Annotated in this window: 9 protein-coding genes and 1 tRNA gene; 5 read left to right on the top strand and 5 right to left on the bottom strand. The window is 71.7% G+C overall.

The features are described from left to right. Positions 1-32 precede the first annotated feature (32 nt). Together AB0H71_RS24265 and egtD are read left to right on the top strand one after the other, a co-directional pair. The gene (locus AB0H71_RS24265; RefSeq protein WP_357025561.1) at positions 33-686 is read left to right on the top strand and encodes an ergothioneine biosynthesis protein EgtC; all 654 of its coding nucleotides are present in this window, start codon (positions 33-35) and stop codon (positions 684-686) included. Next, positions 683-1672: an L-histidine N(alpha)-methyltransferase gene (egtD, locus tag AB0H71_RS24260; RefSeq protein WP_357025066.1), complete on the top strand. Its 990-nt coding sequence runs from the start codon at positions 683-685 to the stop codon at positions 1670-1672. Before AB0H71_RS24265 ends, egtD begins: the two co-directional genes overlap by 4 nt. A 114-nt stretch (positions 1673-1786) precedes the next feature. Here the strand turns inward: egtD and AB0H71_RS24255 are convergent, their stop codons facing one another. From AB0H71_RS24255 to AB0H71_RS24235, 5 genes are all read right to left on the bottom strand, one after another. Next, positions 1787-2434 (bottom strand): DUF2461 domain-containing protein, encoded by a 648-nt coding sequence (locus tag AB0H71_RS24255; protein WP_357025063.1) that lies wholly within the window; start codon positions 2432-2434, stop codon positions 1787-1789. 20 nt (positions 2435-2454) lie between these two features. Then, a complete protein-coding gene (locus tag AB0H71_RS24250; RefSeq protein ID WP_357025059.1) occupies positions 2455-2799 on the bottom strand; it encodes a hypothetical protein in 345 nt (114 codons plus the stop codon). Positions 2800-4657: 1858 nt separating this feature from the next. Continuing rightward, positions 4658-5638: a ribose-phosphate diphosphokinase gene (locus tag AB0H71_RS24245; RefSeq protein WP_357025057.1), complete on the bottom strand. Its 981-nt coding sequence runs from the start codon at positions 5636-5638 to the stop codon at positions 4658-4660. Then, positions 5635-7125, bottom strand: coding sequence for a bifunctional UDP-N-acetylglucosamine diphosphorylase/glucosamine-1-phosphate N-acetyltransferase GlmU (gene glmU / locus AB0H71_RS24240; protein ID WP_357025054.1), 1491 nt, complete (start codon positions 7123-7125; stop codon positions 5635-5637). Before glmU ends, AB0H71_RS24245 begins: the two co-directional genes overlap by 4 nt. Before the next feature lie 68 nt (positions 7126-7193). Further along, a tRNA-Gln gene (locus tag AB0H71_RS24235) sits at positions 7194-7264 on the bottom strand. Between the two features lie 255 nt (positions 7265-7519). Between AB0H71_RS24235 and AB0H71_RS24230 the strand changes: the two genes are divergently transcribed. From AB0H71_RS24230 to mfd, 3 genes are all read left to right on the top strand, one after another. Then, positions 7520-8146 carry a TetR/AcrR family transcriptional regulator gene (locus tag AB0H71_RS24230; RefSeq protein ID WP_357025051.1) on the top strand — a complete coding sequence of 209 codons (627 nt, stop codon included), beginning with the start codon at positions 7520-7522 and terminating at the stop codon, positions 8144-8146. 168 nt (positions 8147-8314) lie between these two features. After that, a complete protein-coding gene (locus AB0H71_RS24225; RefSeq protein WP_357025046.1) occupies positions 8315-8962 on the top strand; it encodes a TetR/AcrR family transcriptional regulator in 648 nt (215 codons plus the stop codon). A 223-nt stretch (positions 8963-9185) separates the two neighbouring features. Further along, positions 9186-12803: a transcription-repair coupling factor gene (mfd, locus tag AB0H71_RS24220; protein WP_357025044.1), complete on the top strand. Its 3618-nt coding sequence runs from the start codon at positions 9186-9188 to the stop codon at positions 12801-12803. Positions 12804-12809: the final 6 nt, after the last annotated feature.

Here is a 12809-nt window from a genome sequence, read left to right as displayed (position 1 = left end):
CGCCCGCCGACGGGCAACCCCGGCCGGAGCCGGTGGTCACCCGGTACCGCAACCCCGCCCCGATCTGGACCGATCCCGCGGTGGACGAGGTGCTCCCGCAGCTCAGCTCCACCGCGGTCCTCGCGGCGGTACGCTCGGCGACGGTCGGCACGCCGATCGAGCGCAGCGCGTGCGCCCCGTTCACCGACGGCCGCTGGGCCTTCAGCCACAACGGCGTCATCCCCGAGTGGCGGCTCGCGCTCTCCGCCGTCCTCGCCGACCTCGATATCGCCGCCACGACCGCGGGCGCCACCCGCCGCTTCCAGACCATCGACCTGCTCGATGCCGAGGCCCCCACCGACGCCGCCGCGCTCTGGGTACTGCTGCGCGGCCTGCTCGGCGCCCTCGACCCCGGCGACCCCGCGGGCCCGGCCACGGCCCTGCGCGACCTGGCGACCGCGGTACTCAGGCACTCGCCGCAATCCCGGCTCACCCTGCTGCTCGGCAATGGCGAGCGGCTCTGGGCCACCACCGTGCACCACGGAATGAGTGCCCTGGTCACCGCCGATTCCGCGGTACTCGCCTCGGAGCCCTACGACGACGACCCCGGCTGGCAGCCCGTCGCCGACCACATGCTGGTGACCGCCGCCCCCGGCGACCTCACCATCCAGCCCCTCTCCGACCCGAAGGAAGGCGCCCCGCGATGACCGCACCGACGCTGGAGATCCACCTGTCCGACGCCGACCTCACCGCCGCGCTCCGCGCCGACGCGACCACCGGCCTCACCGCGACGCCGAAGACGCTGCCACCCAAGTGGTTCTACGACGCCCGCGGCAGCCGGCTCTTCGAGCAGATCACCGAGCTGCCCGAGTACTACCCGACCCGCACCGAACGCGCCCTGCTCGAGCGCGTGGTCGACGAGATCGCCGCCGCCGCCCAGGCCGAGGTCCTCGTCGAGCTGGGCGCCGGCTCCGCCGCCAAGACCCGGCTGCTGATCACCGCCGCCCGCGCCGCCGGACCCCTGAAAACCTATGTGCCGCAGGATGTCTCCGCCGCCGCGCTGCGCGAGTCGACCCGGGAGATCGCCGCCGAGTTCCCCGACCTCGCGGTGCACGGCGTGGTCAGCGACTTCACCGACACCCTGCACAACCTGCCCGGCGGCGGCAGGCGCATGGTGGTCTTCCTCGGCGGCACCATCGGCAACCTGGTCCCCGCCGAGCGCGCCGAATTCCTGGCGAGCATCCACGACGTGCTGGAGCCGGGGGAGCGGCTGCTTCTCGGCGCCGGTCTGGTCATCGACCCCGCCGTCCTCGTCCCCGCCTACGACGATGCCGCCGGGGTCACCGCCGAGTTCAACCGCAATGTGCTGCATGTGCTGAACAACCGCCTCGCCGCCGACTTCGAACCGGAGAAGTTCGAGCACGTCGCGCGCTGGGATGCCGAGCGGGAGTGGATCGAAATGCGCCTCGCGGCGACCGAGGACATGACCGTCCGGGTTCGCGAACTCGACCTCGAGGTGCGGTTCGCCCGCGGTGAGCAGATGCGCACCGAGATCTCCGCCAAGTTCCGTGTCGACGGCCTGCGCACCGAACTCTCGGCCGCCGGCTTCGACACCGAACACACCTGGACCGACCCCGACAACCGGTTCTGTGTTGTTTTGGCCGAGCGGAGCTCGGCAGGATTCGCGCCTTGATGGCTCACATCCGAGCGGGCGAGACTCGCGCCCGCGGCGCATGCACTTCGCCCGCTCGGATGCGAGCCGGCGCGAATCGGGGCTCGTAAGACTCGCCCCCGGCGGGCTGAGTCGTCAGCGGTCGCCCGCGCCGCCGACGACGGCGGAGAGCCAGTCGACCAGGGGGCGCACGGCCTCCCAGGCGGCTCTGACCTCGTCGGCGGTGCGCGGCGTCTCCAGCCACTCCGGGGCGCCGAACTGCCTGCCCGCGGTGATCGACTTGTGCCGCAGCAGGTCGATCCGCGGGTGGTCGGCGTCGAAGCCCCTCGGCTTGGTCTTGAGCTTCTCACCGCCGATGGTGAAGCCCGCGGCGGCGGTCGCCTCCAGGATCTTGCGCAGCTCGGTGCCGCGCACCTCGTCATCGACGGTGCTCCGCAGCTGCGCCAGCTGCCCGGGCGTGCCCTGGTAGAAACCGCCGCCGACGAAGAGCCCCGGCGCCCCGACCTGCACGTACCAGCCGACGCCCGGCGCGGTCCGCACCACCGCCCCCTGCGCCGTCTTGTACGGCGTCTTGTCCTTCGCGAACCGCACGTCCCGATACGGCCGAAACACCTTCGCCGGGCCGAACTCCGGCTCCAGCAGCGCGGTCAGGGCGAGCATCGGCTCGCGCACCGCGCTCTCGTACACGTCCCGGTGCGCCGCCCAGAACGATTTGGAATTGTCCGCCTCGAGATCCTCGTAGAAATCCAGGCCGGCCAGCGGGAAACCCGAGAAACCGCTCATAGTCGCAAACTACGCCGCGCTCACGGCCAATTCACGCCGGGGATCACGTTGCGCCCGAACGCCAGCTGCACGGCGAGCCCGACAATCATCGCGCACCCCGCCGTGACCGCCGCCCATTTCCCGCGTTCCTCCGCGCGGGTATGACCGGTGATTCCGAGTGCGATACCCGCGGGGCCGAAAACGACGGGGACCAGGAACAGTGCGGCGAAGGCGCAGACGAAACCGAGGATGGCGAAAAGCTGGATCTCCGTCTTCTGCCGTTCCAGGGGTTTGCCGGGCAGGTTCGGGTCCTGCTGCTGCCAGTCGCTGGGAATGCGCACGGTCGCGCCCGCGTCCGGGGTGAGTGCGCCGCGCGGAATGCGCACCGTCTCGCCCGCGCCCTGGTTCAGCCAGTTCCGCTGCGCGGGCCGGTCGGTCGCGCGCGGGGCCGGGGCGCTTGGGCTGCCCAGTTTCCAGCCGGTGGCCGGGGCCGGTGGTGGGGCAGGGGGGTGGGCGCGGAACGCGCTGTGGGGGGTCGGGTCCTTGGTCGGCGGGGGGACCGCGGGGAAGCCGGTCGGTGGGCCCGCCGGCGCCGGTACGCCGATCGCCGATGCGGCCGGTCTTCCCGGCACCGGTCCGCCGGGGCGCAGTGGCGAGGGGCCCGGTCTGCCGGGTACGGACGGGCTGTAAGGCGGGGGCGGCGGGCCGGTCGGAGCCGCGGGTGCGAACGGGGGCGCAGGAAGCGGCGGGCCGGTGGGAGCAGCCGGGGCGGCGGGTGGCGGGCTCGCGGGACCCGCGGGTGCGGACGATGGCACCGGAGGTGGCGGGCCGATCGGAGCCGCGGGTGCGGGGGGCGTGCCACCGAGTGGACGTGCGGGTTGTGGCGCGCCACCGGGCGGGACGGGCCCGCCCGGTCGGCTCGTGGGTGCCGGACGGGCCACCGGCGGGCTGCTCGGTTGTTTCGTGGGCGACTGCGGGCCCGCGGCCGCCGACGGCTGCGGGGGCGCGCCGGGTGGGGGCACCGTCGGATCGTGTCCGATCGGCCCGCCGAAGACCGAGCTCGGGATGAGAACGGTCGGCTCGGCGGTGGCGGCCGGTAGCGCCGGCTTCGGCCCGGCCGGCGGGACGTCGTCCTCGACAGCTCCCTGGGCGACCGTCGGCACGTCGGCCACGTCTCCCGCGGAGAGTTCGACGGTGCCCACATCTTCAGCCGATTCCGTCGGCTCCTGGGGCGTCGCCGCGCTATCCCCGGCCTCGCCGGAGACCGGTGCGTCCTCGGGCGCTGCCGGTACCTCGGATTCCGCCACGCTCGTACTCGCCTCGGCGTCTTCGTCCGGCGCGTCGTGCGCTGCCGGTACCGCGCTGACGTCCGATTTCGCAGCGCTCGCACTCAGCACGCCGTCCTCGGCGCCCTTGTCCGCCGCGTCCGCCTTCTCCGGCTCGGCGGAACCTGTTTCGTCGCTGGTAGAAGCCGGGGAACTCGCACCCGGCCGTGCGGAATCATCGCCCTCGGCGCGCACCGCAGGGTCGGCGCCTGTCACATCCCGGGCAGCTGTCGTTGCGACGCCCGAGACCGGCGCTTGGAAGTCGGATGGAGGCGCGCCCTCCGCCGCCTCGTCGTCGATCGGCGCTGCGGAATCATCCGCAGCCGCGTCACCGCCTGGTGCCAGGTCTTCGGGCTGCGCGTCCGCGCTCAGCGGCTCGTCTTCGACGGGCTTCGCGGGGGCAGCGGTGGGTGGGCGGCCAGGGGTAGGCGCTGCGGCACTCTCCACCGGCGCCCGGTTATCGGCCAGCGGCGCGTCACCCGCCGCACGCTTCTCGTCTTCGACAGACTCCGCCCCTTCAGCGGCGGTTGCGTCGACGGGCGCCGGGGGTTGCGCATCACTCGCCCCCGGCTTCGCGCCCTCGGCAGCCGAACTGTCGGCGGCCGCCGCCGGAGCGTCCTCGCCAGAAACCTCCGCCTTCTCCCCGAGCGCCCCCACTCCCGACGCTCCACGCTCGACGAGCGCACGATCCGGCCCACCACGAGACCCTCCCGCACCGGCCCCGGGCGACGACCCCGGCTCCGGCTCGTGCGGTCGCCGCCCCTGCGGTGTACTCATCAACGCCTCCGTTCGGTCGATCTCCCGGCGGGGTACCCATTCGGGCCGCCACTGTACGTGCGGTAGCTGAGAGCGACCTGGGGCGAAAAACACCGACGGGCCCTGGGTCGCGAACGACCCAGGGCCCGTCGAGGGGAAGAACTCAGGCGTTGCCGTTGAACAACCCCGTCACCGAGCCGTTCTCGAACACCTCGCGGATCGTCCGCGCCAGCAGCGGCGCGATGGAGAGCACCGTGAGCTGCGGGAACTTCTTGTCCTCGGTGATCGGCAGGGTATTGGTCACCACCACCTCGCGCGCACCGCAGGCGGCGAGCCGCTCGGCGGCGGGGGCGGAGAGCACGCCGTGCGTGGCGGCGATCACGACATCGACGGCGCCGGCCTCGCGCAGCACCCGCACCGCCTCGGCGATGGTGCCGCCGGTGTCGATCATGTCGTCGATCAGGATGCAGGTGCGGCCGTCCACGTCGCCGACCGGGCGGTGCGACTTGACCTGGTTCGGCACCAGCGGGTCGCGGGTCTTGTGGATGAACGCGACCGGCGCGCCGCCGAGCGCGTCGGCCCACTTCTCGGCGACCTTCACGCGGCCCGCGTCCGGCGAGACGACGGTGACGTTCTCCAGGCTGTAGTTGGCCCGCACGTGCTCGGAGAGCTGGAAGAGCGCGTGCATGTGGTCGACCGGGCCGTCGAAGAAGCCCTGGATCTGGTCGGTGTGCAGGTCGACGGTGATGATCCGGTGCGCACCGGCGGTCTTCAGCATGTCGGCGACCAGGCGCGCGGAGATGGGCTCGCGGCCGCGGTGCTTCTTGTCCTGCCGGGCGTACGGGTAGAAGGGCAGTACCGCGGTGATCCGCTTGGCCGAGCCGCGCTTGAGCGCGTCGATCATGATCAGCTGCTCCATGAGCCACTGGTTCAGCGGCGCGGGGAAGCTCTGCAGCACGAAGGCGTCCGAGCCGCGCACCGACTCCTCGAAGCGGACGAAGATCTCGCCGTTCGCGAATTCCCGCGCGGTCTGCGGGGTGACGTGGACGTCGAGCTCCTTCGCGACCTGTTCGGCCAGCTCAGGATGGCTGCGCCCCGCGAAGAGCATGAGGTTCTTCTGGTTGTCGGTCGAGAACGCGGTCACTGCTGTTCGCCATCCTTTTGCTCTGTTGCCTGACTCGCTGTGTCGCTGGCCGCGTTGGCCTCCGTCGCCGCGTGCGCCGCCGCGGTTCCCGGCCGGTAGCGCGGCACCCAGTTGTCGATATTGCGCTGCGCTCCGCCCGACACCGCGAGTGCGCCGGGCGGCACGCTTCTGCGCAGTACGGTACCTGCTGCCGTATAGGCGCCGTCACCCACGGTGATCGGCGCGACGAACATGGTGTCGCTGCCGGTGCGGACGTGCGAGCCGACCACGGTGTGGTGCTTGCGCACCCCGTCGTAGTTCACGAAGACGCTCGACGCGCCGATGTTGCTGTGCTCGCCGATGGTCGCGTCGCCGACGTAGGTGAGGTGCGGGACCTTGGAGTGGTCGCCGATGGTGGCGTTCTTGGTCTCCACGAATGCGCCGAGTTTGCCCGATTCGCCCAGTACCGTTCCCGGCCGCAGGTAGGCGAACGGCCCGACCGTCGCGCCGGCTCCGATGGTGGCGCCGGTGCCGTGCGTGCGCACCACCGACGCCCCGTCGCCGACCAGCACGTCGGTGAGCGTGGAGTCCGGCCCGATCTCGGCGTCCTCGCCGATCACGGTGCTGCCGAAGAGCTGCGTGCCGGGCCGCAGCACCGCGTCCCTGCCGATCCGGACGCCGGCGTCCACCCAGGTGGTGGCCGGGTCGATCACGGTGACGCCGGCGCGCATGTGCCGCTCCAGCAGGTAGCGGTTCAGGGTGCGGGTGGCGGCGGCCAGCTGCACCCGGTCGTTGACCCCGGTGACCTTGGCCTCGTCCACCAGCCGGGCGCCCTGCACGGTGTGGCCGTCCTCGCGGGCGAGCCGGAGCACGTCGGTGAGGTAGAGCTCGTGCTGGGCGTTCGCGGTGGAGAGCCGGGTGATGGTGCTGCGCAGCACCTGGGCGTCGAAGGCGTAGACGCCGGAGTTGACCTCGGTGATCGCGGCCTGCTCGGGGGTGGCGTCGGCGTGCTCGACGATCTCCAGCACCTGGCCGTCGGCGTCGCGGACGATCCGGCCGTAGCCGTTGGCGTCGTCCGGGACGAAGGTCAGCACCGTTACGGCCGGGCGCTCGGCGTAGCTGCGGTGCTCGTCCAGCAGCGCGGCCAGGGTGTGGCCGTCGAGCAGCGGGACGTCGGCGGAGGTGACGAGCAGGTCGCCGTCGAAGTCCTCCGGCACCGCGCGCAGTGCGCACTGCACCGCGTGTCCGGTGCCGAGCTGCTCCTCCTGCAGCGCGGGCAGGATCTCCCGCCCCTGCTCGGCGGCGACCGCGGCGACGGCGGCGCCGACCTGTTCGCGGTCGTGCCCGACCACGGTGATGAGGTACGCGGGGTCGATCTCGTTCGCCGCATGCAGCGCGTGCGCGAGCATGCTCCGGCCGGCCAGCGAATGCAGCACCTTGGGGGTCTTCGACCGCATTCGTGTCCCGGCGCCAGCGGCGAGAACGACGACGGCGGTCTGCTGTGGCATGGATCTCCCTCGGCTGCCTGTCATCGTGCTGGGCCAAACGCGGGGCCCACGATAGTCATATGTGCGTGCTCCGCCGCCAGGACTCGAACCTGAACTATCTGAACCAAAATCAGAGGTGCTGCCATTACACTACGGCGGATCGTCACACCGGCCGGCTGTGCCGTTTCGGCACGACCCGCCGCTGTGCCCACGGCACGGCATGAATCCTCGCATGCCGACCTCGCTTCCGTCGAACCCGCGCGGCCGTGAGGGTGTGCCCCGCCGACACGCCCTGGACGCTGTCTGGAACAGTTGGAAGTCTCGGACGACCCGGACGCCGTGACCGCGGTACCACCACATCGCAGGAGGCGAAGCGATGCCATCGGGTGAGCCCCAGCGGCCGCAACGGCCGCGCATGACGGGTACCCAGCGGCGCCAGCAGCTGATCGAGATCGGTCGCGCGCTCTTCGCCGAGCGGGGGTACGACGGCACCTCGATCGAGGAGATCGCGCTGCGCGCCCAGGTCTCGAAACCCGTGGTGTACGAGCACTTCGGCGGCAAGGAGGGGCTCTACGCGGTCGTGGTCGACCGGGAGATGTCGATGCTGCTCGACATGATCACCTCCTCGCTCACCCGCAACCGCTCGCAGGAGCGGCTGGAGCAGGTCGCGCTGGCGCTGCTGACCTACATCGAGGAGCGCACCGACGGGTTCCGCATCCTGGTCCGCGACCAGCCGGCGGCAACCGCCGACGGGCGCTACTCCAGCCTGCTCAACGAGGCCGTCAACCAGGTCGCGCACATCCTCGGCAACGACTTCGGGCGGCGCGGTTTCGACACCAGCCTCGCCACCCTCTACGCTCAGGCGCTGGTCGGGATGGTCTCCACCGCCGCGACCTGGTGGCTGGACGTGCGCGAACCATCGAAGGAAGTGGTGGCCGCGCATCTGGTGAACCTGTGCTGGAACGGTCTGAGCCACCTGGAGGCGGAGCCGCGGCTGACCTCGCAGCGCCGAGCCGATGCCGGGGACGCGGTCGAGTGTTAGCTCGCGAATTGCGCGGTGCGCCCGGGCGAATGCGCGAATTGCCGGGGGCGGTGCCGCCGGGTGGTACGGTTCACGCATCCTCTCAGTGCTGTTCGGGTGGTAAGTCGGTCTACTTCGGGATGTCGGTCTACTTCAGGATGGCTGGTTTTTGGATGACAGGCGGATCTGATGGCTAGGCAAGCGCGCGCGGAGATCACCCGCGATTCCGTTCTGGCGGGCGCTGCCGATGTCTTTCTGCGCTTGGGATATGCGAACGCGAGCCTGAGCGAGATCATCGCGCAGTCGAACGTCACCAAGGGCGCACTGTACTTTCATTTCGGCTCCAAGGAAGAACTGGCCCGTGCCGTCGTCGATCAGGGCAACGAACGGCTCATCAGTTCCTGCCAGGGGTTCTTTGATTCCCGAGTCCCCGCTCTGGAGGCTTGCATCGGCATCACCTACGTGGTTGCCGATCTATCGATGAACGACCCGATGGTCGGGGCCATGCTCAAGCTGACCCACCAGATCGGCGACTACCGCGGCGCCCAGGGTGACAATATCGCCAAGACCTGGGGTGAAACGTACCGCGTCCTGGCCGAGCGGGCCATCGCCCAGGGCGACCTGGAGCCCGGCCTCGACGCCGAGGTGATCGGTTTGCTGCTCCAGGAGATGACGGCGGGCGTGCACATCACCGCCGTCGGCACCGAGTCCATCGACCAGATGGCCGTCCGCATGGAGCGCGCCTGGTACTTCCTGCTCCCCGCAGTGGTCCCCGCGGAAAAGCTCTCCTACTTCCGAGAGTTCGCCGCCCGCCGCCTACGCCGCTACGTCCCGTAGAGGGTTAAACCCCAAGCGTCGAGCGCCCCACCCCTCTCTCCCCGCACGGGGCGAGTCTTACGAGCCCCGGCTCGCGTTCGAGCGGTCGAAGCGCACGCGCCGCAGGCGCGAGTCTCGACCGCTCGAACGCGAGCCATGGGGGCGCGGGCCCGCCGAGCGCAGCGAGGCCAAAAAACACAGCCGGTGAGTTCCGCGCCCAACCTGCCCCGATAAACTCCAGACCATGTCTGCCCACCTCCCACCCCTCGCGGGGCTGGCCGCGGCGGCCGGCGCCGATCAGGCGCTGCGCACCGTCGCCGATCTGGTCGGGAAGTCCTCGGTCGCGCTGGTCGCGCCCGGCCCGGCGCGGCCGTTCGTCGCCACCGCGCTGGCGAACGAGGAGAGCCGCCCGCTGGTGGTGGTGACGGCGACCGGGCGCGAGGCCGACGACCTGACGGTGGAGCTCACCGAGATGCTCGGCGCGAGCGTCGCGCAGTTCCCGTCCTGGGAGACGCTGCCGCACGAGCGGCTCTCGCCGGGCGCCGACACGGTGGGCCGCAGGCTCTCGGTGCTGCGCAGGCTGGCGCATCCGGAGGATGCCGTCTCCGGCCCGCCGCTGCGCGTGGTGGTGACCACGGTGCGCTCGCTCATGCAGCCGATGGCGGCCGGGCTCGGCGATATCGAGCCGGTGGTGCTGCGGATCGGCGCCGAGTTCGATTTCGACGAATTGCTCACCCGGCTGGTGGAATTCGCGTACTCGCGGGTGGACATGGTCGGCAAGCGCGGCGAGTTCGCGGTGCGCGGCGGCATCCTGGATCTCTTCCCGCCGACCGCCGACCATCCGGTGCGCGTCGAGTTCTGGGGCGACGAGGTGAGCGAGCTGCGTGCCTTCGCCGTCGCCGACCAGCGCTCGCTGCCGGAGATCACGGTCGAGACCGTGGTCGCCCCGCCCTGCCGCGAACTGCTGCTCACCGAGGCGGTGCGCGCCCGCGCGGCCGAGGTCGCCATCGACAACGCCGCCGACGCGGCGCTGAGCGAGATGCTGGCCAAGCTCTCCGACGGCATCCCGGTGGAGGGCATGGAGGCGCTGCTTCCGGTGCTGCAGCCGGGCGCGCTGCGGCTGCTCACCGAGGTGCTGCCGGAAGGTAGCCACGTCCTGCTCTGCGACCCGGAGAAGGTGCGTACCCGCGCCGCCGACCTGGTGCGCACCGGCGAGGAGTTCCTGGAGGCGTCCTGGACCGCGGCCTCCTTCGGCGGTACCGCGCCGCTCGGCGGCCACGGCCTCGATCTCGCGGCGTCGGGGTACCGCCCGCTCGAGGTGATCCGGGAGAGCGCCGACCGCAACGGCCTGCCCTGGTGGACGCTGAGCCCGCTCGCCTCCGGCGACCCGGCCGAGGTGGAGCTGCCGATCACCGCGGGCGCCGCCGCGCGCGGCTCGGACGAACTGGTCGCCACGCTCTTCGCCTCGCTGCGCGCGCACCTCGCCACCGGCGGCAGGGCCGTCGTGGTGGTGGCCGGGCACGGCACCGCCCAGCGCGTGCTGGAGCGGCTCGCCGATGCCGAGGTGCCCGCCGCCGCACTGGATCCCGGCGCCGAGCCGGCCGCCGACGTGGTCGGCGTGCTCTGCGGCTCGCTGCACGACGGCGTGGTCTTCGGGGGCGCGGGGCTGGTCGTCGTCGCCGAATCCGACCTCACCGGCAATCGGGTGGCCGCGCCGGGCGAGGGCAGGCGGCTGCCCGCCAAGCGCCGCAACCAGGTGGATCCGCTGGCGCTGAGCGCGGGCGACATGGTGGTGCACGACCAGCACGGCATCGGCCGGTTCGTGGAGATGATCGAGCGCACGGTCGGCGGCGCCAGGCGCGAGTACCTGGTGATCGAGTACGCGCCGGGCAAGCGCGGCCAGCCCGGCGACCGGCTCTTCGTGCCGATGGAATCGCTGGACCAGCTCTCCCGCTACGTCGGCGGCGAGATGCCGAGCCTCTCCAAGCTCGGCGGCTCGGACTGGGCGAACACCAAGCGCAAGGCGCGCAAGGCGGTGCGCGAGATCGCCGGCGAGCTGGTGCAGCTCTACGCCGCGCGGCAGGCGGCGCCCGGCCATGCCTTCGGCCCGGACACCCCGTGGCAGCAGGAGATGGAGGACGCCTTCGCCTTCACCGAGACCGTCGACCAGATGACCGCCATCGCCGAGGTCAAGTCGGATATGGAGAAGGCGGTGCCGATGGACCGCGTGGTCTGCGGCGACGTCGGCTACGGCAAGACCGAGATCGCGGTGCGCGCGGCCTTCAAGGCGGTGCAGGACGGCAAGCAGGTGGTGGTGCTGGTCCCGACCACGCTGCTGGCTCAGCAGCACCTGCAGACCTTCGCCGAGCGGGTCGCCGGGTTCCCGGTGAACGTCAAGGGGCTCTCCCGCTTCACCGACCCGGCCGACGCCAAGGAGGTGCTGCGCGGGATGGCCGACGGCGAGGTCGACATCGTGGTCGGCACGCACCGGCTGCTGCAGACCGGCGTCCGCTGGAAGGACCTCGGGCTGGTGGTCGTGGACGAGGAGCAGCGCTTCGGCGTCGAGCACAAGGAGCACATCAAGGCGCTGCGCACGCACGTCGACGTGCTCACCATGTCGGCCACGCCGATCCCGCGCACCCTGGAGATGAGCCTGGCGGGCATCCGCGAGATGTCCACCATCCTGACCCCGCCGGAGGAGCGCCACCCGGTGCTCACCTACGTCGGCGGCTACAACGACAAGCAGGTCACCGCGGCCATCCGGCGCGAGCTGCTGCGCGACGGCCAGGTGTTCTACGTGCACAACCGGGTCTCCTCGATCGACAAGGCCGCCAAGCACCTGCGCGACCTGGTGCCGGAGGCGCGGATCGCGATCGCGCACGGCCAGATGAACGAGGACACCCTGGAGCGCACGGTGCAGGGATTCTGGGAGCGCGAGTTCGACGTGCTGGTCTGCACCACCATCATCGAGACCGGGCTGGACATCTCGAACGCCAACACCCTGATCGTGGAGCGCGCCGACAACCTCGGCCTCTCCCAGCTGCACCAGCTGCGCGGCCGGGTCGGGCGCAGCCGGGAGCGCGGCTACGCCTACTTCCTGTACCCGCCGGAGAAGCCGCTCACCGAGACCGCCTACGACCGGCTCGCCACCATCGCGCAGAACTCCGACCTCGGCGCGGGCATGGCGGTCGCCATGAAGGACCTGGAGATCCGCGGCGCCGGCAATGTGCTCGGCGCGGAGCAGTCCGGGCACGTCGCCGGGGTCGGCTTCGACCTGTACGTGCGGCTGGTCGGCGAGGCGGTGGAGGCGTACCGGGCCGCGGCCGACGGCAAGCCGATCACCACCGAGGAGGTCAGGGAGGTCCGGATCGACCTGCCGGTCGACGCGCACATCCCGCCGGACTACGTCGCCAGCGACCGGCTGCGGCTGGAGGCGTACCGCAAACTCGCCGCCGCGCAGGACGATTCGACGCTCGCCGGGGTGATGGAGGAGCTGGTCGACCGGTACGGGCCGGTGCCGGTCGAGGTCGGGCGGCTGGTCTCGGTGGCGAAGCTGCGGCTGCTCGCCCGCGAGTACGGGGTGACCGAGATCGCGGTCACCGGGACCACGGTCAAGATCGCGCCGCTCACCCTGCCCGACTCCAAGCAGCTCCGGCTCAAGCGGCTGCACCCGAGCGCGAGCTACCGCGCCGCCTCCGGCATCGTGCAGCTGCCCATTCCGCGGGTCGAGGACAGCGTCGGCGCCGACCGCATGCGCGACGTGCCGCTGCTCCAGCTGATCGCGGACCTGCTGCTCGCGCTGGACGGCAAGGCCGCGGGCGCGGTGGACCTGCGGGTGCGCACCGAGGCGACCGCGCGGTGAGCGCCG

The sequence above is a fragment of the Nocardia sp. NPDC050697 genome (assembly GCF_040654395.1).
Taxonomy (GTDB): Bacteria; Actinomycetota; Actinomycetes; order Mycobacteriales; family Mycobacteriaceae; genus Nocardia.
Note: the sequence above shows the minus strand (reverse complement) of the source record. Positions and strands in the feature narration are given on the sequence as shown.